The sequence below is a fragment of the uncultured Roseicyclus sp. genome, from assembly GCF_937892565.1.
In the GTDB taxonomy this organism is placed as follows: domain Bacteria; phylum Pseudomonadota; class Alphaproteobacteria; order Rhodobacterales; family Rhodobacteraceae; genus Roseicyclus.
Window position 1 is genome coordinate 1 of the sequence record NZ_CALAHQ010000076.1, and the last position, 22,958, is coordinate 22,958.

Genomic DNA, 22,958 nt, shown 5'->3' on the forward strand with positions numbered 1-22,958 from the left:
GTGGACCAGAAGCGCATCCAGCACTTGCAGTTGCTCACCTTCGTCCAACCGCTGAAAGGGTTTGGCATCGCGCAACGCTTCCAACCCTTCCTTCGTGACCGAGAAGGCGAGTTTCAGCGGACGTTCCACGCGGATTTCGCGATACCCAAAGTCAGTCGAGGCAAAGATTTTTGATACATCGCCCCAGTCGCCATCACCATTCAGCATCTCGGCATAGATGCGAGCGATCTCGTCACACGCCTCAACCGTGATTTCGCGCCGCTTGGACCCCAGCGACTTACGCATGGATTTCCAGAACCGTTCGCCGCTGGCGTCGATCAGTTGCACCTTGCCGCGTCGCGCCACATCTTTGCGATTGGTCAGCAACCAGACATAGGTCTGAATGCCGGTGTTGTAGAAGAGGTCAGTCGGCAACGCGATGATCGCCTCGACCCAATCATTCTCTAACATCCAGCGACGGATTTCACTCTCGCCAGACCCGGCACCACCCGTGAACAGGGGCGACCCGTTCATGACGATACCGATGCGCGACCCTTGTTCGTCGTTACGCATCTTGGAAATCATGTGCTGCAAGAACAGCAACTGACCATCCGAGATACGCGGCAGACCCGCACCGAAGCGCCCGTTCTTGCCCAGCGTGTCCGCCTCGTCCTTGATCGGGTCGGCGTATTTCTTCCAGTCCACCCCATAAGGGGGGTTCGACAGCATGTAATGGAAGCGTTTGCCCCGGTGGGCGTCTTGGGTCAGCGTGTTGCCGAAGGCGATGTTCTCGGGGTTATGCCCCGTCACCAGCATGTCGGATTTGCGGATCGCAAAGGACTCGGGGTTCAGTTCCTGACCGAAGAGTTCGACACGAATGCGCGGGTTCAGCGCCTTCATCTCCATCTCGGCGATGGACAGCATACCGCCAGTTCCCGCCGCAGGGTCATAGACCTGACGAATGACGCCAGTGCCCGTCAAACCATCTTTGTCGTTGATCAACAGCAGGGACACGATCAGACGGATCACCTCGCGCGGGGTGTAGTGTTCACCCGCAGTTTCGTTCGAGATTTCCGAGAAACGGCGGATCAGTTCCTCGAACAAATACCCCATCTCAAGATTCGAGATCGCATCAGGATGCAGGTCGATCTGACTGAACTGGTCGAAGACGCGGAAGAGCAACCCGGCGTCGTTGAGGCGTTTCAACTGATCGGTGAACAAGAACTTGTCGAGGAAGATGTCGCGTACATTGGGCGAAAACTTGGTGATGTAGTCGATGAGGTTTTTGTGGATGTCCTTCGGGTCCTGCCCCTTGAGCGACGCAAAGGTGAACCGCGACAGGTTGTAAAGGCGCATGTTCTGACCAACGACGCCCGCAAGCAGGGTGTCCCGCGCCTCATCATCCATGTCTTCGGGTAATGATGACGCCATGTCGAGGACAGCGGGTTTGGACGCTTCAAGGATGCAGTCGAGACGACGCAGCACCACGAAGGGCAGGATCACCTTGCCATACTCGGATTACTTGAAGTCGCCACGCAGGGTCTCAGCGATGGACCAAACAAATGCACTCAGGTTCTTGATATCGCTGCTCATCCAACCCTGCCTAATTCCAGAAATTACGCCCACTTTGAGCAAGTTGGCAGCAGCGGTCAACGAAAGAGGGCAGGATTTTCCGTCATTTCGGGTCCGAAACGGTCCCTGCCCCGCATCGAGAGCAGCAGATCGAACCGAGTCCCGCACGGCGCTCTCGTGACACGAAGCAGTTTATAACTGTTTACAACTTTTTGTTCGACAAAATCCGACTATCAATTTTCATCTAACTTACTGATTTTATTTGATTTTTTGGTGCCCCCAGAGAGACTCGAACTCCCGACCCTCTGATTACAAATCAGATGCTCTACCAGCTGAGCTATAAGGGCGACGCGTGCGTCATACGCCATGCTTGCGCGGGGTGCAAGCGGGGCGCGCGGTCTGTCCGGAAGCGCCGTTATGGCGGTCCGTCGTGGGGCCGCTGTGTATCGCCGTGGTCACATGGCATTCGTACTTGGCGGGCTGCATACCGAAGAATGGCCTCAGGTTTGCACCCGGCCGATGGCGATCCGCGATCAGCACCGGGCGGGGTCGACCAAACACCTGATGGGCTGATGGTTTTTGATCTCTGCCTCAGCGCATGCCAAGCGCTTCCTTGTAGATCTCCAGCATTGCTTCCTCTTCGGCGATGTCGTCAGGCTCGCGCTTGCGCAGTGCGATTACCTTGCGGATCACCTTGGTGTCGTAGCCGCGCGATTTCGCTTCGGCCATGACCTCCTTTTGCTGATCGGCTATGTCCTTTTTTTCGGCATCCAGCCGCTCGATACGCTCGATGAACTGGCGCAGCTCTTCGGCGGTAACCCGGTAGGTGTCGGGGCGGTCGGCAGTTTCGGTCTGGGTCTCGTCCATCGGAAGTCTCGCAAGGCTGAGGGGCAAATCAGGCACAGCGTCTAGCGCCCCGACCGACCCGCCACAACCCTTGCCAGCGCCAGGATGCTGGCTTAGGTCAGATGCCTGATGGTACGGAAAGGATCTTGCGCATGGCAGCCCTAGTCTATGTCGGAACCGGCTTGGCGCTGATCGGCATGCTGACGTTGGGATATTGCATCTGGGCTGCCGTGTCCGCCAAGCGTTCGGGCCTTGCGGATGCGGAGCTGCGCTCAAGCCTGCAACGCATCGTGACGATCAACATGGGGGCGCTGCTGGTTTCGGTGCTGGGGCTGATCTCGGTGGTCATGGGCATCTTCCTTGGCTGACCACCGCCCCAGCACCACCGACAGAGCTTTCGCATGAGCGCGATTGACGATCTTCCCCCCCTGCGCTCGGTCATTGCCAGCCATGGGCTGACGGCGAAAAAGGCCTTGGGGCAGAATTTCCTGCTCGATCTGAACCTGACCGCCAAGATCGCGCGCGCGGCGGGCGATCTGTCTGGCTGCGACGTGCTGGAAGTGGGCCCCGGCCCCGGCGGCCTGACGCGCGGATTGCTGGCCGAAGGCGCGCGCCGCGTCGTGGCCATCGAGAAAGACGCGCGCTGCCTGCCCGCCCTTGATGAGATTGCGGCCGCCTATCCCGGCCGGCTCAAGGTGATCAATGCCGATGCGCTGACGCTCGACTGGGCCGCACATCTTGGCGCGCCCGTCAAGATCGTGTCAAACCTGCCCTATAATGTCGGCACCGAGCTGTTGGTGCGGTGGCTCACACCGCCCGCATGGCCGCCGCTGTGGCAATCCCTGACGCTGATGTTTCAGCGCGAAGTGGCAGATCGGATCGTCGCTGTCCCCGGCTCAAAGGCCTATGGCCGGCTGGCCATCCTTGTGCAATGGCGCACCACAGCGCGCATTGCGCTGAGCTTGCCGCCCGAGGCATTCACCCCGCCACCCAAGGTCCATTCCGCCGTCGTGCATTTTCAGGCGCTGGCAGAACCACGCTTTCCCGCCGATCCGGCCGTGCTGGAACGCGTGGTGGCCAAGGCGTTCAATCAGCGCCGCAAGATGCTGCGCGCTGCCCTCAAGGGGCTGACGCCCGATATCGAGGATCGCATCCGTGCCGCGGGTCTTTCGCCAACGGAACGCGCCGAACAGGTCTCGATCGAGGGGTTTTGTGCGCTCGCCCGCGCGGTGGCGGGCTAAGCTTGCGTCATTCTACGGCTTCTTGCGGATTGCCGCCCGATGTCTCGTCAGAACCCGACGTCTGTGTGCCTTCACCGGGCTTTTTGGGACGCCGCGACCGGCTGCGCTTGGGCTTGGGGGCGCCTTCGGGTGTTTCGACAAGACCGGCTGGCGCATCGGGTTCGACATCGATGACCGAGCCGAAAGCCCCAGCCGCATCCGGTGTGCGTGCCGCTTCGGGCTCCACACGGGGCTGACGCGGGGTCGGCGGCTGGAAATGATGCTGGAAATGCGGCTGCGCCGAGGGTTGCGCGTATGGTTGCGCCTGTGGCGGCATCTGGTCGCCATAGCCGTAGCCATCGGTGCGATCATCCCCGTCACGGGCCGATCCGCCCTGCATCTGCGGATTGCGCGCGTCTTGCTCGCGCATGGCCTCGGCCAGAAGCCGCAGATAATGCTCGGCGTGCTGTTGGAAATTCTCGGCCGCAACCCGATCATTGCTCAACTGCGCATCACGCGCGAGTTGATTGTACTTGTCGATGATCTGCTGCGGGGTGCCGCGCACCTTGCCCTCGGGCCCGGATGAGTCGAACACGCGGTTGACGACATTGCCGACCGAGCGATTGCGGTTCCCCTTGGACCGCGAGCGGTTCTTCGATGATCTCATGTGCTGTTTACGGTTCCAGTTGTCCTGGGTGGGAAGCGGTCCGGGCCCAAGGGCCGGAAACGCTCGTCACCCGCACCGGCGCTTTGCGCGTGACGGCACGGAATGTGAGGTAGAGCAGCGGTGGAAGGTAAATCGGCCAATCCATTCGCACCGTCGAATAACCATGTGGCGCGGGCTCTGACAAGACCCAACTGCACGAATTTCGGGCCCCAAGCCCCGGATTTCGCCGATTGGCCCGGAATTTGGCCCATTGCGCCATTTCAGCCACCCATCCGGCCTGACGGCTTGCGGCCGGATACGACGCGGTCCTTGCCATTGATGTCGGCATGCAGCACCACATCGTCAAGCCCGGCCGCCCGAAACAACCCGGCCACGGCGGGCCCCTGCGCCTCACCGATCTCCACCAGACAGCGCCCCCCGGGGCACAAAAAGGCGGTGATCGGGGCCAGGATCGCGCGATAGGCCGACAGCCCATCCCCCCCCGGTGTCAGTGCGCCGCGCGGCTCCCACAGGGTGATCTCGGGGGCAAGCCCGACATAGTCGGCCTGGCTCACATAGGGCGGGTTTGACACCACCAGATCAAAGCTCCCGTCAAGGCCCGCCCACCAATCGGCCTGCACAAAGGCCAAGCGCCCCGCAACGCCATGGCGCTGCGCATTGTCGGCCGCCACCGCCAGCGCATCGGCGGAGATGTCGCTGGCCAGCCCCCGCGCCTCTGGCCGTTCGGCCAGCAGCGTCACCGCGATGGCCCCGCTTCCCGTTCCCAGATCGATCAGCCGCGCAAAAGGTTCGGCCAAGGCCAGTTCCACCAGCGTCTCGGTATCCGGGCGCGGCACCAGGGTCGCGCGCGTCACCCGAAAGCTGCGCCCAAAAAAGCCCCATTCCCCGAAGATCTGCGCCAGGGGTTCGCGCGCAAGCCGCCGCAGCACCATTGCATCGGCAGCGGCCCGGGCCGGCGCGGGCAGTGTCGTGCCCCCGGCCACCCCAAGCTGCGCGGAAGACCAGCCTGTCGCCTTTCTCAAGATCAGACGCAATTCCCGCGCCGCTACGGCGGGCCCGATCACGGGCGCCAGCCGCAGCGCCGCATCCGAGAGCCAACCATTCACCGTCATCGCATCGCCCCTGCCATCATCTTTCCCGAAATACGCATGGCCCGCCACGCCCCCGGGCGAAAGGCCGGCAGCACTGCCTGACCTCAGCCTTCCATCTCGGCCAGAAGCCGCGATTGCGCATCGGCGGTCAGCGCGTCGATCACCTCATCGAGATCGCCATTCATCACCGCATCAAGCTTGTAGAGCGTCAGGTTGATCCGATGGTCGGTCATGCGGCCTTGCGGGAAGTTATAGGTGCGGATCCGTTCGGATCGATCACCCGTGCCAACCTGCGCGCGCCGGTCTGCGGCCATCGCTTCGGCGGCGCGGCGGCGCTCTTGATCATAAAGCCGTGCACGCAGCACCTGCATCGCGATCTCGCGGTTGCGATGCTGCGATTTCTCGGAACTGGTGACCACGATGCCGCTGGGCAGATGGGTGATGCGCACTGCCGAATCCGTGGTGTTCACATGCTGCCCGCCCGCGCCCGAAGATCGCATCGTGTCGATGCGGATATCGGTCGCGGGAATGTCGATTTCGACCGCGTCGGCCTCGGGCAGGACGGCGACAGTGGCCGCCGACGTATGAATGCGCCCGCCCGATTCCGTTTCCGGCACACGCTGCACCCGATGCACACCGGATTCGTATTTCAGCCGCGCGAATACTCCCTCGCCTTCGATGCGCGCGGTCACCTCGCGGATGCCGCCCAATTCGGTCTGCTGCAGATCGACGATGTCCACCTGCCAGCCCTTGGTCTCGGCGTGGCGCAGATACATCCGCAACAGATCGCCCGCAAACAGCGCCGCCTCATCCCCGCCGGTGCCGGGGCGGATCTCGATCATCGCGGGCCGCGCATCGGCGGCATCTTTTGGCAAAAGCGCCAGTTGCAATGCCTTTTCCGCCACGGGCAGCCCCGCGCGCAGACGCGGCAGTTCCTCTTCGGCCAGACCACGCATCTCGGGATCGCTCAGCATCGCTTCGGCCTCGGCGATGTCGGCCAGCAGGCGGCGCCATGCGTCGATCTGGATGACCACGGGCTTGAGATCGGCATATTCCCGACTGATGCGCGCAATTTCCGAGGCCTCGGGGCCCGCGTTCAATCGCGCCTCGAGATACTCGAAGCGTTCGGTGATCTGGATCAGGCGGTCCTGTGGCAACATGGCCGCGATGTGACCGCGCAACGCCGTGGGGTCAAGGGCCCGTCTGCGCGCGCATGGCGGCGATCCAGCGGTCCATGCGGGCCGTGTTCACACCCATGTCGGAATATCCAAAGCGCGCGCGCGAAAACATCTCGATCCGGGTGCCGTCCCCGACCGGCACCAGCCGCACCGAAATCGCATCGGGAAAGCCCATCACCGCCGAGCGCACCACATAGGTCACATGACCCGACGCCGGATCGCCCGCGATGATGACAGCCCCCTCGGACGCTGCCACATCCGCAAGCATGGCCGCGGCCACCTCGGGGCTGGCCTCAAGAACGGGGGCGCGCGCGCCCACCCGCAGATCATGGTTCGGGCGGCCGGGCGGCGTTATGTCGGCGGGCTCCACATGCCATGTGTCGGCCGGCATCGGCACCACGCGAAACCATACCGCGGCTGCCAGAACAACCGCCAGACCCACAGCAAACAAGATCAATCCCACGCGCATGGCACCACCTTCACCCTGCGCCGCCGCGCGTCAAGAGGGCATCCCGCGCCGCCTGCGCGATGATCCGTTCTTCATCGGTGGCCATCACAAGGATCGGCACCGCCCCCTTGTGGATCACGGCGGCATGCGCCGCATTGGCAGGGCCATCCACCTCCAGCCCGATGAAGGCCAGCGGTTCCAATGCGCTGGCACGGATCGGCGCGGCGTTTTCGCCGATCCCGCCGGTAAAGACCAGCGCATCGATGCCACCCAGCACAGCCGCCATCGCGCCGATCTCGCGGGTCAGGCGGGCGGTGAAATAGGCGATGGCATCGGCCGCCTCGGGCGCATCGGAGGCCAGCAACACCCGCATGTCATGGCTGATCCCCGACAGGCCCTTGAGCCCGCTTTCCTCATAGAAAAGCCGCGTCAGCGCCGCAGCATCCATCCCCTGCCCCAAAAGATACAGCACCACACCGGGATCGAGCTGGCCCACCCGCGTGCCCATCGGCAACCCGTCGAGCGCCGAAAACCCCATGCTCGAGGCCACCGACCGCCCGCCCGCCATCGCACAAAGCGACGCCCCGTTGCCCAGATGCGCCACGATCACCCGGCCTTGGGCCAGATCGGGATGCGCAACAGCCAATTGTCCGGCGATCGAGGCATAGCTCAAGCCATGAAAGCCGTAGCGCCGGATGCCTTGCGCGTAATAGCGGCGGGGCAACGCATACATATCCTGAACGCGGTCATGGCCCCGATGAAAGGCCGTGTCAAAGGCCCCCACTTGAAGCGCCGTGGGAAAGGCTTTGCGCGTGGCGTGCACCCCGGCCAGGTTGTGGGGCTGGTGCAGCGGGGCCAGTGGCGCCAGCGCCGCAAGCTCGGCCATCACCGCGTCGTTCAGCACGCGCGGCCCGTCGATCCCGGCACCTCCATGCACGATCCGATGGCCAACCGCCGCGATCTGACGGCCATCGCTCAGGGCCTGCAGCGCCGCGATGATCTGAACAAACCCGCCCGCGTGATCGACAGCCCCGATGGCATGGCCCCTGCGCTGGCCCGCGGCAGCGATCAACACATGGGCGTTGGGCCCGATTGCGTCGATTTGGGCGCTGGCCAATTCGGCCAGGGTGGGCGCGGCCGCATAGAGCGCGCATTTGATCGAGCTTGAGCCCGCATTCACCGTCAAGATCAGCGGCATCTGATGCTGTCCGCCCAGATGGCGGCCACCGCGCAGGACGCAAGCCGCGCGCTGTCGCTGTCGGCGCGACTGGTCAAGATCACCGGCACCTGCGCCCCCATCACCACCCCCGCCGCTTCGGCATGGGCCAGAAAGGTCAGTTCCTTGGCGATCATGTTGCCCGCCTCCATGTTCGGCGCGACAAGGATATCGGCCCGGCCGGCAACCAGCCCGGTCAATCCCTTGACCCGCGCGGCGCCCGGGTCGACCGCATTGTCCAGCGCCAGCGGCCCATCGACGACACCGCCCGTGATTTGCCCGCGCTCGGCCATCTTGGACAAGATCGCGGCATCCAGCGTCGATGGGATCGAGGGCGTGACCGTTTCAACCGCCGACAAAATGCCCACCTTTGGCGTCTCGATCCCCAAGGCACGGGCCAGATCGATGGCGTTTTGCACGATCGACACCTTGCAGTCCAGATCGGGGGCAATGTTGATCGCGCCGTCGGTCACAAACATCAGATGATCGAGCCCCGGCACATCCATGACAAAGACATGGCTCAGACGCCGGTTGGTGCGCAGCCCGCCATCCTTTTGCAAGATCGCATGCAGCATCTGATCGGTGTGCAGATGCCCCTTCATCAAGGCCCGCCCGCGCCCGTCGTGGATCATGGCGACCGCTCGCAGCGCGGCGGCGCGGTGATCGGGCACGGCCACGATCTCGATCCCGGCAATGTCGGCGCCGGCTTGGGCTGCGGCGGCGGCGATCTTGTCGGGCGCGCCCACAAAGATCGGCGCGATCAGGCTGTGATCGCGCGCCCGCACCGCCCCCAACACCGCATCGGGGCTTTCCGGACAGATCACGATCGTGGGCAGCGCCGGCAAAGGCTCGGCGCGGGCCAAAAGTGCATCGAAGTGCAGATGCGATTGCACGATCAGGCCCGGCACCACGATATTGTCGAACTGGCGCCGCGCATCGGGGGCGCGCACGACCACCTCACCCTCCGCGACCAGCCCGCCCGGTCCCTCGACCGATGCCGCAAGCTGCACGGCGCGCTCGCCCAGCTTTTGGGCGACCCGCACCCGCACCCACAACGTATCGCCAGCCTGCGCGCGCCCCACAAAGCGCAAGGACTGGCTCAGATACAACGACCCCGGCCCTGGCAACTGGTTGCCCACCACCCCCGAGATCAGCGCCGCCACCCATGCCGCTGGCGCCACCGCCTCGGGCAGGCCATCACCATCGCCATCCTCTGCGGGCAGATGCATGGGATTGAGATTGCCGCTGCAATGGGCAAAGACCAGAAAATCCTCGGCCCGGCACAGCCGCGACACCTGTGCCTCCTGTCCGATCGTCAGGGCGTCATAGGGCGTGCTGATCAGGCGGGTCATGGTGGCTCCGGTGCGGATGTTCTTGCGAGACCCAAGCCTAGGGCCCTGGTGGCGGCCAAGCCTTGACATACATCATGCCCCCAAGGCCGCCGGCCCCTGTGCGTGCAATCCATTCCCCTTTACTTTCGACAGCAAACAGCGCATGATCCCTTCGCTGTCTCTACTCTATCGACCCCTGTCTTTCGCCCCATCGGCAAGGCTTGTGCTCTCGATCTTGCATGGGTGACGCCGGGCTGCCGCATGGTGCGGGCAGCGTGAAACTGACAGGAGACACGGATATGGCCACTGGCACCGTGAAATGGTTCAACACCACCAAGGGCTACGGCTTCATTGCCCCCGATGGCGGTTCCAAGGATGTTTTCGTTCACATCTCGGGCGTCGAGCGTTCGGGCCTGACCGGCTTGGCCGACAACCAGAAGGTCAAGTTCGACCTCGAAAAAGGCCGTGATGGCCGCGAAAGCGCTGTGAACATCGAGCTGATGTAATCACGCAACCCTTCGGGTTTCGGGACAGGGCGCGCCAAGGGTTGCGCCCTTTTTCGTTGCTCGGATCAGAGCCGTCACAAGCTCCAGCCATGCACATGCACGTCGCGCCCCGAATGCGCCCTGAGGATCGTGACCGCCATATCCTCATGCGTCTTGTCGCGCAGACGCACCCATAGCAACAGCCCGCCATGGTCGATCTGGGTGGCGTAATACGCCTGATGCGGTTTGGCCGCGCGGCGCGCAAGCAAGACACCCAGCACCGACGCCGGCACCCCCCCGATCGCCACCGCCGCGATCGATGCGGCCAGCGTGCTGGCCGGGCCCACAATCGCCGCCAACGCGATCATCGAGCCCACATAGAAAAAGCCGCCCGCAATGCTGCCTTCCAGCGCGCCGATGGCATCCTCGGATACAAAGGCCGCACGCGGTGCGTTTGGGTCATCGGCCAGATCATCGGCCCGCCAATAGGCGCGGCCCAACTTTTCCTCCAGCACGTCGTGGCGTGCCAAAAGGCTGATGTCATGGCGGCTGAAGCCACGGGTGCGCAAGTCGTAGAATGCCGCCTGCAGGTCCTCCACCCGGTCGAACACCGCCACCGCCTCGGGCAGATCGATCACCGTGATGGGCCTTGACGGGTCTGGGGTATCGGTCATCGGGGCCTCCTGTCGCGCCATGTCCAACATGGCTTGCGCCATAAGGGCCAAACCGCGCGCATGTGTTGATGCCCCGCAAGACCCGACCAAACAAAACCCCACCCTTGAGGCAGATCAACGCGGCCACACCGCCGCCATGCCACAAGGCCAACCATCATGAGCCCGCCCCCACAGATCGTCTTTCGCACCGAAGGCCTGACCAAGGTCTATGTGACGGGTGGCATCAGGCTGCATGCCCTGGCTGGCATTGATCTGGCGCTCTATCGTGGCGAGATCGCCGTATTGCTCGGCCCGTCTGGATCAGGAAAATCAACACTTCTCAATATTCTGGGCGGTCTTGATCATGCCACATCGGGCCATGTCTGGTTTCGCGATCTTGAGCTGACGGGGTTGGGCGACCGGGCCTTGACGCGCTACCGGCGCGACCATGTGGGATTTGTCTTTCAGTTCTACAATCTTGTCGCCTCGCTGTCGGCACGCGAAAATGTGCAGCTTGTCACGGATGTGGCCCGCGACCCGATGGATGCCGCCGAGGCGCTGGACCGTGTCGGGCTTGGTGCCCGGCGCGATCATTTTCCCTCGGAATTGTCGGGGGGCGAACAGCAACGTGTGGCCATTGCACGCGCCATCGCCAAACGGCCCGAAGTGCTGCTGTGCGATGAGCCAACCGGCGCCCTTGACAGCAAGACCGGCGTGGCCGTGCTCGAGGTTCTGGCCGAGATCAACGCAAGCCTTGGGACCACCACCGTTGTCATCACCCACAATGCCGCCATCCGGGCCATGGCCCATCGCGTCATCCGCTTTGCCGATGGCAAGATCGCGGATGTGGCGGTGAACGACACGCGCCTGTCGCCGCAAGACATCAGCTGGTGACGGGCCATGGATGCGCTGGACATCAAGCTTTTGCGCGATTTCCGCAAGCTCGCGCTTCAGGGCCTGGCAATCGCGGTGGTCCTGGCCTGCGGGGTGGCGATCTTGCTCACCGCCTTTGGCATGCACCGCGCGCTGATCGACACCCGCAGCGCCTATTACGAACGCAACCGCTTTGCCGATATCTTTGTCGAAACCCGCCGTGCGCCCTTGCGGCTGTTGGACGACATTCGTGCCATCGCGGGCGTCATCGCCGCAGAGCCCCGGGTTCAAGGCATGGCGGTTCTCGATCTGCCCGACCGGGTCGATCTTGCGATGGGACAGCTTTTGTCCTGGCCCTCGGGCAATGATCCGCTGCTCAATGAGCCGATCCTGCGCCGGGGCCTGCCGCCCGAGCGCGCAGGCGAGGTGATGGTTTCGGATGCCTTCGCGCGCGCCAATGACTTTGACATCGGTGATGGCTTTTTTGCCAATATCAATGGCCAGCGTCGCGCGCTGATCATCACCGGCACGGCCGTCAGCCCGGAATTCATCTACACCATCGGCCCGGGCGCGCTGATGCCCGACAATGCGGGTTTCGGCATCTTGTGGCTGCCCGAGGCGGAAATGGCCGCCGCCTTTGACATGAGCGGGGCCTTTAATCATCTGTCGCTCAGCCTGTCGCGCGGCACACAGCCCGAAGATGTCACGGCCCGGCTTGATGCGCTGCTCGATCCCTATGGCGGGCTTGGGGCCTATGGGCGCGATGGTCAGCTTTCGGACAGCTTCGTGGCAACCGAAATTGACCAGCTGCGCGCCATGGCGGTTGTCGTGCCGCCGGTGTTTTTTGTCATCTCGGCCTTTCTGGTCGGCATGGTGATGAGCCGCATCGTGTCGCTGGAGCGCGCCCAGATCGGGCTCTTGAAGGCGCTGGGCTATCCCGATGGTCGGATCGCGCTGCACTATCTGCTTCTGGCGGGGCTGATCGCGCTGCTGGGCGTGGCGCTGGGTTGGGGCGCGGGCAGCATGCTTGCGCGCGCCATGGCCGGGCAATATGCGCAGTTCTTTGATTTTCCCTATCTCATCTTCCGCGTGCCGGCATGGGTCTATGGCATGTCGGGGCTGGCGGCGCTGGCCACCACCATGGCGGGCGCGCTCAGGGCCGCACTGATGGCGGCCCGGCTGCCGCCGGCCATCGCGATGCAACCGCCCGCACCGCCGGCCTTTCGACACACCATGGCCGACCGGGTGATGGCGCATCTTGCGCTCAACCAGACCAGCATCATGATCTGGCGCAGCGTGATCCGCTGGCCTGTGCGCAGCGCGCTGACCGCCTTGGGCCTCGGGGCGGCCACGGCGGCGGTGATTGCTTCGGGTTTCATGTTCGGCGCGCTCGACCGGATCATCGACCTGGCCTTCAACCAAAGCTACCGGCAAGATGCGATGATCTTGCTGGCGGGCGAAGTGCCGGACACCGCGCTGGCCGATATCCGCCGTCTGCCCGGCGTGATACAGGCCGAGGCACAGCAATTTCACGCCGTCACCCTGCGCCATGGCCCGCGCGAAAAGCGCGTCTCGATCGAAGCGCGACCCGCAGGCGCCGATCTGAGCCGGGTGATCGGCACCGATGGTCGGGCCGTCGACCCAGCCCCGGGTGGCATCTTGCTGTCGGATCGTCTGGCGCGGCAATTGGAACTGGGCGTGGGCGACCCGGTCGAGGTCGTGTTCCACACCGGCCCGCGCGAAACCCACGACATGATCGTGGCTGGCCTTGTTGCGCAATACTTCGGCCTGGGCGCCTATGTCGAGATCGGCGAAATCGACCGCCTGTTTCGCCGCAGCGCCCGGATGAGCGTGGCCAATGTGCTGATCGACCCCGATGCGATGGGCGCGCTGCATGCCGCGTTGCAAGGCATGCCGATGTCTGCGGGGCTGATTGAAATGACCAGGAACCGCCAAAGCTTTCAGGATACGATCCGCGAGAATGTGGTGGTGGTGAACACCGTCTATGCGGTGATCGCGGTGCTGATCACGGTCGGCGTGGCCTATAATGCGGCCCGCATCCAGATGTCGGAGCGCGCGCGCGAACTGGCCAGCCTGCGTATCATGGGCTTTTCCCGGGCCGAGGTCAGCTTTGTGCTGGTGGGCGAAACCATGGTGATCGCGCTGATTGCCCAGCCCGCAGGCTGGGTGATGGGCACTGCGATCGCGCGGGCGCTGTCACGCGGCTTTACCTCGGATCTCTATGCGATCCCGCTGGTGCTGGAGCCTGCGAATTTCGCATGGGCCAGCCTTGTGGTTCTGGCCGCAAGCCTTGGATCGGTGCTGGTGGTGCGCCGCCGGATCGACCGGATGGATCTGGTCGGCGTCATGAAAACACGGGAGTAGCATGATGGGCTGGACCAAAGGGGGCATCACGCTGGCGCTGGCGGGGGCGGCGCTGTTGGGCGGGCTGGGCTACATCGCCTTGCGCGAACATCCCGTTGCGGTCGACATGGTCACCATCGGCATCGCCCCCCTCCAGGTCACAATCGACGCCGAAGGCCAGACCCGCATCCGTGACATCTATGAGGTGGCAGCCCCGATCGCCGGCACGGCCCGCCGCGCCCCCGTTGCGGTTGGCGACGCCGTGCAGGCGGGCGCGAGCGTGGTGGCCCGCGTCGAGCCCGCCATTCCCACCCTGCTAGATGCCCGCAGCCGGGCGGAGGCCGAAGCGGCCATCAGGCAGGCCGCCGCCGCCCTTGATCTGGCACGCGCCGAACTGACCCAGGCCGAAGAAGACGAAGGCTATGTCCGCCTGCAGGCCGACCGCACCCGCGCGCTGGTCGAACGCGGCGTGGCCGCGATGACCCAGATGGAAAGCATCAGCCAGCGCCTTGTGGTGGCGCAAGCCGCCGTCGCCGCATCGCGCGCGCGCGCGGCCATGGCGCAAAGCCTGCTCGACCGGGCGCAAGCGGCACTGATGGGCCCCACCGCAGGCGCCCCATCAGCGGGGTGTTGCATCGAACTGGTGGCACCTGTCGATGGGGTGGTGCTGAGCATTGCCATGATCAGCGAACATCCCGTGCAACCGGGTGCGCCCTTGGTCAGCATCGGCGACCCCGGCGATCTGGAAATCGTGGCTGATCTATTGTCTGCCGATGCGGTGCGCATCGCCCCCGGCACCCGGGCCATCGTCGAACGTTGGGGCGGCGCGACGGCGCTGGAGGCCGTGCTGACCCGGATCGACCCCATCGCCCGAACCCGCATCTCGGCGCTGGGCATCGCCGAACAAAGGGTGGATGCGCTGTTTCGCATCGTCACACCGACCAGCCAGCGCCCCAGCCTTGGCCATGGCTTTGCGGTGTTCTTGCGGATCGTGGAATGGGAAACCGACAGCGCGGTTCAGGTACCGCTCGGGGCGGTTTTCCGGCGCGACAGCGGCTGGGCTGTTTTTGTGGTCGAACACGGTCGTGCCCGCGAACGGCCCATCACACTTGGTCAGCGCGGCGTACGCATGGCCGAAGTGCGCGATGGCCTTACGGCAGGCGAGGTGATCATCACCCATCCCGGCGATGCCGTCACAGATGGCGTGGCGGTTCAGGATCGCCGCGCTCTTTAGGGGCGCGGGGACGCGGTTTGCAAACCGCGTCCGCACGGGTTTTCGAAAACCCGTGCCCGCGCGTCAAATCAGCGGCAGCGCCCGGCGCACCAGATCGTTGAGATCGGCATCATGATCGAGGGCATAAGCCTTTAGCTCGGCCCGCATCTCCGGGCCCCAGAAATCCTTGAGATGCGCGGCCACACGCTCGGCCTGATCGCGGCCCGGTTGGGTGGCGAAAAAGGTGGCGATCTGGTTGGCCATGCGCAAAAGCTTGTCAGCCGCCATGGGGCGCACCTCCGATAATGCGATGGGGATGGGTGAAAATCTCAAGCCGGTCGCCGCGGGCAAAGGCCACCACGGTCAGACCCGCATGTTCGGCAAGCCGCAGGGCCTGCGCCGTGGGGGCCGAGACCGCGATCAGGATACCCGCCCCCGCCAGAGCGGTCTTTTGCACCATCTCGACCGAGACGCGGCTGGTGATGACCACGGCGCCGCAGGCAGGGTCGATCTCTGCCCGCAGCGCCGCCCCGATCAGCTTGTCGAGCGCATTGTGTCGCCCGACATCCTCTCGTGCCAGAACGATACCCCGACCGGGCACCAGAAATCCAGCGGCATGAACGGCATGGGTCAGATCATGCAGGGGCTGATGGGCGCGCAAAGCCTCGGCCGCACCTGCGGCCTCGGTCACGTCCAGCGATGTTTCGGCCCGCACCAGCGGCAGATCGCGCAGCGCCTGGTCCAGGCTGTCGATCCCGCACAGCCCACAGCCCACAGGGCCGAGACTCGCGCGCCGTCGTGCCCCCAGCGCGCTGGCGGCCGCCTCGGCGATCCAAAGCCGCGCCTCGATGCCTTTCGGCACATCCAGTATCTCGATCCGCTCGATCTGATCGGGGCGCGCGTAGCCTTCGCTGAAGGCAAAGCCCAGCGCGAAATCCTCCAGATCGGCGGGGCTGCACATCATCACCGCTTGCGTGGACCCGTTGCACGTCACAGCCACCGGCACTTCATCAGGCAGCGAGCGCGCGACGTCACGCGCGCCCTCAGGCCCAACGGAACGCGCCGACATGGAGCGGCTTGCCCTCATTCGGCGGCCGGCAAGATGCGGCGCGACAGACGTGCCTGCTGGTCATAGCTTTCCTGCCAGTCGGTCGGTCCGTTCGACAGCCCCACCTGCACCGCCGTCACCTTGTATTCGGGGCAATTGGTGGCCCAGTCGGAATAATCGGTGGTGATCACATTGGCCTGTGTCGTGGGGTGGTGAAAGGTCGTGTAGACCACGCCGGGGCTGACGCGGTCCGTCAGATGCGCGCGCAGGCTCGTCTCGCCCGAGCGCGAGGCAAGCCTGACCCAATCGCCCTCTTTCACGCCGCGCACCTCGGCATCATGGGGGTGGATTTCCAGCACATCCTCGGAATGCCAGATGGTGTTTTCCGTGCGCCGTGTCTGGGCGCCGACATTGTATTGCGACAAGATGCGCCCCGTGGTCAGCAACAGCGGAAAGCGCGGCCCGGTCCGTTCCTCGGTCGCGATGTATTCGGTCACGATGAACCGCCCACGGCCCCGCACGAAACCGTCGACATGCATGATCGGCGAGCCATGGGGATTGGCGTCGTTGCACGGCCATTGCACCGAACCGCGTTCCTCCAGCATGGCGTAATCGACATTGGCGAAACCGGGTGTGGTGGCCGCGATTTCCTCCATGATCTGGGCGGGATGGGTGTAGTGCCACAAGGGGCGGCCCGCATCCTTGAGCATCGCATTGGCCAGCATCTGGGTGATCTCCCAATCCGCATAGCCATTGCGCGGAGCCATGACGCGGCGCACACGGTTGATGCGGCGCTCCGCATTGGTAAAGGTGCCATCCTTTTCCAGAAAACTGGAGCCGGGCAGGAACACATGCGCGTAATTCGCCGTCTCGTTCAAAAACAGATCATGGACGATCACGCATTCCATCGCCGCCAGACCCGCCGCCACATGGCGGGTGTCGGGGTCCGATTGCAAGATATCCTCGCCCTGGCAATAAAGCCCCTTGAAGCCGCCCGACACGGCCGCATCGAGCATGTTGGGGATGCGCAGGCCCGGCTCGGGGTCGATTTCAACGCCCCAGGCACCCTCAAAGATCGCGCGCACATCGGCGTTTTTCACATGACGATAACCCGGCAATTCATGTGGGAACGATCCCATGTCGCACGAGCCTTGCACATTGTTCTGACCGCGCAGCGGGTTCACGCCCACGCCCTCGCGCCCGATATTGCCGGTCAGCATCGCCAGATTGGCGATGGCCATCACCGTGGTCGAGCCCTGGGAATGCTCGGTCACGCCCAGCCCGTAATAGATCGCGCCATTGCCGCCCGTGGCGTATAGGCGCGCCGCCGCGCGCAAATCTTCGGCCGCAACGCCCGTCAGCATCTCGATCATTTCCGGCGCATGGCGCAGATCGCTGACAAATTCCGCGTAATCCTGAAACTCGTCCCAATCACAGCGGGCCCGGATGAACTCCGCGTCATAAAGACCCTCGGTGACGATCACATGCGCCATGGCGGTGACGACGGCGACATTGGTGCCGGGGCGCAAGGCCAGATGATGGGCCGCTTCGATATGGGGCGTCTTGACCAGATCGATCCGGCGCGGGTCGATCACGATCAGCTTGGCGCCCGCGCGCAGCCGCTTTTTCAGGCGGCTGGCAAAAACCGGATGCCCATCGGTCGGATTGGCACCGATCACCACCACCACATCGGCAAGCGCGACGGAATCGAAATTCTGCGTGCCGGCGCTGGTGCCAAAGGTCTGGCCCAACCCATAGCCCGTGGGCGAATGGCAGACCCGCGCGCAGGTGTCGGTGTTGTTGTTCAAAAACACCGCCCGCGTCAGCTTTTGCACCAGATAGGTTTCTTCATTGGTGCAGCGTGATGAGGTGATCACCCCCACCGATTTGCGCCCATACCTGGCCTGAATGCCCCGCATCCTGGCTGCGGCAAACCCGAGCGCCTCTTGCCAGCCGACTTCTCGCCAAGGCTGGTCGATGCTCTCGCGGATCATCGGGTTCAGAATGCGATCGGCATGGGTGGCATAGCCATAGGCAAAGCGGCCCTTGACGCAGGAATGCCCGCGATTGGCCGCGCCATGCTTGTAGGGGGTCATGCGCACCAGCTCGTCGCCGTTCAATTCCGCCTTGAACGAACAGCCCACACCGCAATACGCACAGGTGGTGATGACAGACCGCGTCGGCGTGCCCAGCTCGATCACCGATTTCTCCTGCAAGGTCGCGGTCGGGCAGGCCTGCACACAGGCCCCGCAGCTCACGCAATCGGAAGACAGGAAATCATCGCCCGCGCCGCCCGGCGACACACGGCTGTCAAAACCGCGCCCCTCGATGGTCAGCGCGAATGTGCCCTGCACCTCTTCACAGGCCCGCACACAGCGGTTGCACACGATGCATTTGGCGGGATCATAGGTGAAATAGGGGTTGCTGTCATCCTTGGGCAGATAGTCGGGGTTGACCTGCCCGCTGGTGTCGCGGGCAGCAAAATGGGTGCGCATGCCATCCGCGGGCGGGCTGTAGCGCTGATCGCGCAGGCCCACGACCCCCGCCATGTCCTGCAATTCGCAATCGCCATTGGCGCTACAGGTCAGACAATCCAGCGGGTGATCCGAGATGTACAGCTCCATCACCCCCTTGCGGATCTTTTTGACCTGCTCGGACTGGGTGCGCACCACCATCCCCGCCGCCACCGGTGTCGTGCAAGACGCGGGCGTGCCACGCCGCCCCTCGATCTCGACCACGCACAGCCGACACGAGCCAAAGGCCTCAAGATTATCGCTGGCACAAAGCTTGGGCACCGAAATGCCCGCGATGGCGGCCGCCCGCATCACCGATGTGCCTTCGGGCACGGTCACCTCGAACCCATCAATGATCAGGCTGACCGGCGCGCCCTGCCTGGCCGGCGTGCCCATGTCGCGGTCATCGCCCCAGGGAATGATGAAATCCTTCATGGCCTTGTGCCCTCCCTGCCCATCTTTGCTTTCGAAATACTCCGGGGGGTGCGGGGGGCAGCGCCCCCCGCGGGTCGGCGCCAAAGGCGGCGAAGCACGATCATTCCGCAGCCTCCCGCGCGAGCCCGAATTCCTCGGGGAACTGCGCCAGCGCGCTCATCACCGGATAGGGTGTGAACCCCCCAAGCGCACAGAGCGAGCCGTGCTTCATCGTCTCGCACAGATCAACCAACAGCGGCACGGCGCCGGCATCACCTGCCGCGATCCGGTCGATCGTTTCCACACCCCGCACGGCGCCGATGCGGCACGGCGTGCATTTGCCACAAGATTCCACCGCACAAAATTCCATCGCGAACCGCGCCATCGCACGCATGTCGGCCTGATCATCGAACACGACGACACCGGCATGGCCGATCAACCCGCCCTGCCCGTCGAATTCTTCATAGGCAAAGGGCGTGTCGAATTTGGCCGGTGCGAAATAGGCGCCCAGGGGCCCGCCCACCTGCACCGCCTTGACCGGCCGCCCGCTGGCCGTGCCGCCCGCGATCTCATGGACCAACACGCCCAAAGGCATGCCAAAAGCCGTCTCGAACAGCCCGCCACGCGCCACATTGCCTGCGATCTGGATGGGCATCGTGCCCTTGGACCGGCCCAGACCAAAGCTCGCATAATGGCCCGCACCCTTTTCGAAGATCACCGGAATGGTGGCCAGCGAAATCACGTTGTTGACCACCGTGGGCCGCCCCATGAACCCTTCCAGCGCGGGCAAGGGCGGCTTGGCACGAACCACCCCGCGCTTGCCCTCGAGCGAATTCAAAAGCGCGGTTTCCTCACCGCAGACATAGGCGCCGGCACCAACGCGGATCTCGATGTCGAATTCATGCAAAGAATGAAGAACGCGCCCGAGAACATTGTTCTGACGTGCAATTTCAACGGCTTTGCTCATCACCTCGATCGCATCGGGATATTCCGAGCGGATATAGACAAAGCCCCGGGTGGCCCCCACGGCCAGCCCCGCGATCACCATGCCCTCGATCACGGAAAACGGGTCACCTTCCATGATCATCCGGTCGGCAAAGGTGCCACTGTCACCCTCATCGGCGTTGCAGACGATGTATTTGCGATCCGCCGTGGCGCGTGCGACCGTCTCCCATTTGATGCCGGTGGGAAATCCGGCGCCGCCGCGCCCGCGCAAGCCGCTGTGCTTGACCTCGGCCACGATCCCCTCAGGGCCCAGATCCAGCGCGCGCTTCAGCCCCGCCAACCCGCCATGCGCGGCATAATCGGCCAGATCCAGCGGGTCGATCCGACCGCAGCGGGCGAATGTCAGCCGGGTCTGGCGGGCAAAAAACGGCATCTCTTCCACCGGCCCAAGGCTGTCGACGCGGCCCGAAAGGATCCCCGCCACATCGCCGGGCGCAACCTGTCCATAGGCGCGGCGCAGACCGTTCTCCTCGATCTCGACAAGCGGTTCGAGCCAGACCATCCCGCGCGATCCGTTGCGGATCACCGCATGACCCAAGGCCGCAAAGGCATCGGCGACCGCGTCGGCCCCCAGCGCGCGGGCGGCAGCATCGCGGGGAACATAGATCTTCATGCGCCAAGCTCCGCCAACAGCATCTCGGGGCTGACACGCCCCTTCAGCGCGCCATCCACCATCGCGGCGGGCCCGCAGGCGCACAGCCCCAGACAATAGACCGGCTCAACCGTCACGCGCCCATCGCGCGTGGTGCCATGCCAATCGAGCCCCAGCCCGGCCAGCACCGCATCCGACAGCGCCGCCGCGCCCACGGCCTGACAGGCCTCGGCCCGGCAGATCTTGATGACATGCCGTCCCGCCGGCTTGTCCCTGAAATCATGGTAGAAGCTGATCACGCCATGCAGCTCGGCCCGGGTGATGTTCAGCGCCTGGGCGATGGGCGCGTGGGCAGCCGCAGGAATGTAGCCAAAAGCGGCCTGAAGACCATGCAGGATCGGCAAAAGCGGCCCCTCGAGCCGCAGGTGATCGGCGATGATCGCATCAATTTCGGCCAGCATTTCGCGCGCTGGGGCAAGGGCTGTGACAGTCATGGCGGGCTCCGGCATTGCCCGGCCACTAGGCCTGTCATGTGATCAGAAATCAATATCGTTATTCCGTCATTCGATAGGGAAATCGAATGATGCAGCTGCGGCGCTGTGATGTCTGAAAGCGACCCGTCCGATCCGATCTAGCGGGTCGCCAAGCCTTGGGCCGCGCGCAACAGCGCCTCAAGCACCGGGGTGTGGGGTTGGCGATGGGGCGCGACCAAGCCCACCTTGTGTTCCACATGCGCCCCCGCGATCGGCACGACCGCAAGCCCTTTGCCCGCGGCCAGAAACCGGGCCATGTCGCCGGGCAACACCGTGACCCAACCGCCCTGCTCGACGATTGCGGCCAGAACGAGGGTGGAATTGGCCTCCACCAACGCGTCGGGCGTCACATCCGCCTCCATGAAACACTGGTTGATGATGCGCCGGTTTTGCATGTCCGGCGTCAAAAGACACAGGTTTTCGGCGGCCAGATCGGCCCATGTCACCTCGGATTGCAGCGCCAGCGGATTGTCGGCATGGCAGACCAGCATATAGCGCTCGGTATAGATCGGGGCGGTGGTCATGCGCCCCAAAGGTTCGTTGCCGATATAGGACAGCCCGGCATCGACCTCCAGATTTTCCAGCATTTTCAATACTTCGGTAGAGGTTCTTGACAAGATGGTAAAGCGCACCTTGGGATGGGCTTGCGCAAAATGCGCCGAAAGTATCGCGGCCCATGTCAAGGCCGTGGGAATGACCGCCAGCCGCAGATGGCCCGACAGCCCATGGCGGCTGACGCGCATTTCCTCGCGAAAGGCGCGCGTGTCGCCCACCAGCTTGCGCGCCCAGACCAGCGCACGCGCCCCTTCCGGCGTCAGCCCGCCGTAGCGCGCACCGCGAAAGATCAGCTGCACGCCCAGCGCCTCCTCCAGCTGCTTTATGCCCGTCGAAAGTGTCGGCTGCGTGATCCCAAGGCTTTCGGCGGCGCGTCCGAAATGCCCCTCCTTGGCGACCGCGATGAACATTTCAAGCTTGTGGATCATGCGGGGCAGTTTGCAATGAAAAGCGTCACTTTCAATAGAAATCGACAATCACACGGCCAGCATCGGGCATGTTGCATCGGTGTCGGTCGCGTCAAAACCGGGCGTGCGGAAAAAAAGCTTGGGCCACGACTGCCTTTGTGTCTAAAGTTTTCAGGAATGATCTTTTGAAACATCGCCGCCCAAGTGAACGGCGACGCGTACCAACAGGAGAATACCGATGCCGACGTTCGTTTTGACCGGGATTGCACTGCCATTGGACGACAACGGGGACTTCTCCGGCTTCGATGGCGCGACCAATTTCAGCATCACGCTGCCCGAGGATGGCATCCTGCAGTATGAATATGCGGAAACCGACGACTCCGACGATTTCGTGCCAGAGGCACTCTTTGGTCCGCCAAGCTCACCGGTCTTCGTGGCCCCTTATGGCAACGATGAAAATGACGAAACCTACTTGAGCAACGTGTTGCTGGACGATGGCACCATCATCACGATTTTGATCGTCTATGACGACAGCGAGCGCACTGACAACATCTTCCTGCTTGCCAGCACCGATCCCGGCTTTGCGCTGCCCACCTCGCTTGCAGAGTTGATCGCACTGGAAGATCGTATTGTCGGGGAAAGCATGATCACCTCGGGGCCCTTCGCACCCGGCGCCCCGATCGACTTCGGCGCGGTCTTTCCGGCAACGCTTGTTGAAATTTCCGACGATGATTTCTGGATCGGCACCGACGCCG

Annotated in this window: 22 protein-coding genes, 1 tRNA gene and 1 pseudogene; 7 read left to right on the plus strand and 17 right to left on the minus strand. The window is 63.9% G+C overall.

Translation table 11 applies throughout. From position 1 onward, the window contains the following. The 4 genes and pseudogenes from Q0094_RS10925 to Q0094_RS10940 form a co-directional block, all read right to left on the minus strand. Positions 1–1,092, minus strand: a 1,092-nt coding sequence (locus Q0094_RS10925) for an N-6 DNA methylase (RefSeq protein WP_297619264.1), incomplete at its 3' end; no start/stop codon positions are given. Positions 1,093–1,146: 54 nt separating this feature from the next. Continuing rightward, positions 1,147–1,485: pseudogene (locus Q0094_RS10930) on the minus strand (type I restriction-modification system subunit M N-terminal domain-containing protein); the annotation flags it as partial. A gap of 337 nt (positions 1,486–1,822) precedes the next feature. Next, a tRNA-Thr gene (locus Q0094_RS10935) sits at positions 1,823–1,898 on the minus strand. 244 nt (positions 1,899–2,142) lie between these two features. Continuing rightward, positions 2,143–2,418 carry a DUF2312 domain-containing protein gene (locus Q0094_RS10940; RefSeq protein WP_297619205.1) on the minus strand — a complete coding sequence of 92 codons (276 nt, stop codon included), beginning with the start codon at positions 2,416–2,418 and terminating at the stop codon, positions 2,143–2,145. A 101-nt stretch (positions 2,419–2,519) separates the two neighbouring features. On the opposite strand from Q0094_RS10940, the gene Q0094_RS10945 reads away from it, so the two are divergent. Together Q0094_RS10945 and rsmA are read left to right on the plus strand one after the other, a co-directional pair. Continuing rightward, positions 2,520–2,765 carry a hypothetical protein gene (locus Q0094_RS10945; RefSeq protein WP_297619207.1) on the plus strand — a complete coding sequence of 82 codons (246 nt, stop codon included), beginning with the start codon at positions 2,520–2,522 and terminating at the stop codon, positions 2,763–2,765. A gap of 33 nt (positions 2,766–2,798) precedes the next feature. Continuing rightward, entirely contained in the window at positions 2,799–3,638 is an 840-nt protein-coding gene (gene rsmA, locus Q0094_RS10950) for a 16S rRNA (adenine(1518)-N(6)/adenine(1519)-N(6))-dimethyltransferase RsmA (protein ID WP_297619210.1), read from the plus strand. A 7-nt stretch (positions 3,639–3,645) separates the two neighbouring features. Here rsmA and Q0094_RS10955 read toward each other — a convergent pair whose 3' ends face one another. The 6 genes from Q0094_RS10955 to Q0094_RS10980 form a co-directional block, all read right to left on the minus strand. After that, the gene (locus Q0094_RS10955) at positions 3,646–4,284 is read right to left on the minus strand and encodes a DUF4167 domain-containing protein (RefSeq protein ID WP_297619213.1); all 639 of its coding nucleotides are present in this window, start codon (positions 4,282–4,284) and stop codon (positions 3,646–3,648) included. A 260-nt stretch (positions 4,285–4,544) separates the two neighbouring features. Then, positions 4,545–5,396 carry a peptide chain release factor N(5)-glutamine methyltransferase gene (prmC, locus tag Q0094_RS10960; protein ID WP_297619215.1) on the minus strand — a complete coding sequence of 284 codons (852 nt, stop codon included), beginning with the start codon at positions 5,394–5,396 and terminating at the stop codon, positions 4,545–4,547. Positions 5,397–5,479: 83 nt separating this feature from the next. Continuing rightward, complete coding sequence (gene prfA / locus Q0094_RS10965; RefSeq protein WP_297619218.1) at positions 5,480–6,535, minus strand: peptide chain release factor 1; 1,056 nt, start codon at positions 6,533–6,535, stop codon at positions 5,480–5,482. Between the two features lie 31 nt (positions 6,536–6,566). Further along, positions 6,567–7,022, minus strand: a complete 456-nt coding sequence (locus Q0094_RS10970; RefSeq protein WP_297619221.1) for a DUF1499 domain-containing protein — start codon at positions 7,020–7,022, stop codon at positions 6,567–6,569. Between the two features lie 10 nt (positions 7,023–7,032). Further along, positions 7,033–8,199 carry an acetate/propionate family kinase gene (locus Q0094_RS10975; protein ID WP_297619224.1) on the minus strand — a complete coding sequence of 389 codons (1,167 nt, stop codon included), beginning with the start codon at positions 8,197–8,199 and terminating at the stop codon, positions 7,033–7,035. Continuing rightward, entirely contained in the window at positions 8,190–9,569 is a 1,380-nt protein-coding gene (locus tag Q0094_RS10980) for a bifunctional enoyl-CoA hydratase/phosphate acetyltransferase (RefSeq protein WP_297619227.1), read from the minus strand. The genes Q0094_RS10975 and Q0094_RS10980 overlap by 10 nt, the downstream gene beginning before the upstream one ends. 278 nt (positions 9,570–9,847) lie before the next feature. Between Q0094_RS10980 and Q0094_RS10985 the strand changes: the two genes are divergently transcribed. After that, positions 9,848–10,054: a cold-shock protein gene (locus Q0094_RS10985; protein WP_109670163.1), complete on the plus strand. Its 207-nt coding sequence runs from the start codon at positions 9,848–9,850 to the stop codon at positions 10,052–10,054. Positions 10,055–10,128: 74 nt separating this feature from the next. On the opposite strand, the gene Q0094_RS10990 is transcribed toward Q0094_RS10985, so the two are convergent. Next, positions 10,129–10,707, minus strand: coding sequence for a hypothetical protein (locus Q0094_RS10990; RefSeq protein ID WP_297619230.1), 579 nt, complete (start codon positions 10,705–10,707; stop codon positions 10,129–10,131). A gap of 156 nt (positions 10,708–10,863) precedes the next feature. On the opposite strand from Q0094_RS10990, the gene Q0094_RS10995 reads away from it, so the two are divergent. Genes Q0094_RS10995 through Q0094_RS11005 form a run of 3 tightly spaced genes read left to right on the plus strand, consistent with a single transcriptional unit; the run spans position 10,864 to position 15,157 of the window. Then, positions 10,864–11,580, plus strand: coding sequence for an ABC transporter ATP-binding protein (locus tag Q0094_RS10995; RefSeq protein WP_297619233.1), 717 nt, complete (start codon positions 10,864–10,866; stop codon positions 11,578–11,580). A gap of 6 nt (positions 11,581–11,586) precedes the next feature. Then, a complete protein-coding gene (locus Q0094_RS11000) occupies positions 11,587–13,944 on the plus strand; it encodes an FtsX-like permease family protein (protein ID WP_297619237.1) in 2,358 nt (785 codons plus the stop codon). Between the two features lie 4 nt (positions 13,945–13,948). Beyond that, entirely contained in the window at positions 13,949–15,157 is a 1,209-nt protein-coding gene (locus Q0094_RS11005) for an HlyD family efflux transporter periplasmic adaptor subunit (protein WP_297619240.1), read from the plus strand. Positions 15,158–15,220: 63 nt separating this feature from the next. On the opposite strand, the gene Q0094_RS11010 is transcribed toward Q0094_RS11005, so the two are convergent. The 6 genes from Q0094_RS11010 to Q0094_RS11035 all read right to left on the minus strand — a co-directional run bounded on the left by Q0094_RS11010 (position 15,221) and on the right by Q0094_RS11035 (position 22,224). Then, positions 15,221–15,424 carry a formate dehydrogenase subunit delta gene (locus Q0094_RS11010; protein WP_297619243.1) on the minus strand — a complete coding sequence of 68 codons (204 nt, stop codon included), beginning with the start codon at positions 15,422–15,424 and terminating at the stop codon, positions 15,221–15,223. Then, positions 15,414–16,223, minus strand: a complete 810-nt coding sequence (gene fdhD, locus Q0094_RS11015) for a formate dehydrogenase accessory sulfurtransferase FdhD (protein WP_297619246.1) — start codon at positions 16,221–16,223, stop codon at positions 15,414–15,416. The genes Q0094_RS11010 and fdhD overlap by 11 nt, the downstream gene beginning before the upstream one ends. Next, complete coding sequence (fdhF, locus tag Q0094_RS11020; protein ID WP_297619248.1) at positions 16,220–19,132, minus strand: formate dehydrogenase subunit alpha; 2,913 nt, start codon at positions 19,130–19,132, stop codon at positions 16,220–16,222. Before fdhF ends, fdhD begins: the two co-directional genes overlap by 4 nt. A gap of 100 nt (positions 19,133–19,232) precedes the next feature. Further along, positions 19,233–20,729 carry an NADH-ubiquinone oxidoreductase-F iron-sulfur binding region domain-containing protein gene (locus Q0094_RS11025; protein WP_297619251.1) on the minus strand — a complete coding sequence of 499 codons (1,497 nt, stop codon included), beginning with the start codon at positions 20,727–20,729 and terminating at the stop codon, positions 19,233–19,235. Further along, positions 20,726–21,202, minus strand: coding sequence for a formate dehydrogenase subunit gamma (locus Q0094_RS11030; RefSeq protein WP_297619254.1), 477 nt, complete (start codon positions 21,200–21,202; stop codon positions 20,726–20,728). The genes Q0094_RS11025 and Q0094_RS11030 overlap by 4 nt, the downstream gene beginning before the upstream one ends. 137 nt (positions 21,203–21,339) lie before the next feature. Beyond that, positions 21,340–22,224 carry a LysR family transcriptional regulator gene (locus Q0094_RS11035; protein WP_297619257.1) on the minus strand — a complete coding sequence of 295 codons (885 nt, stop codon included), beginning with the start codon at positions 22,222–22,224 and terminating at the stop codon, positions 21,340–21,342. Positions 22,225–22,441: 217 nt separating this feature from the next. Here Q0094_RS11035 and Q0094_RS11040 point away from each other — a divergent pair. Further along, positions 22,442–22,958: hypothetical protein (locus tag Q0094_RS11040; RefSeq protein WP_297619261.1), on the plus strand; the 517-nt coding region annotated here is incomplete at its 3' end.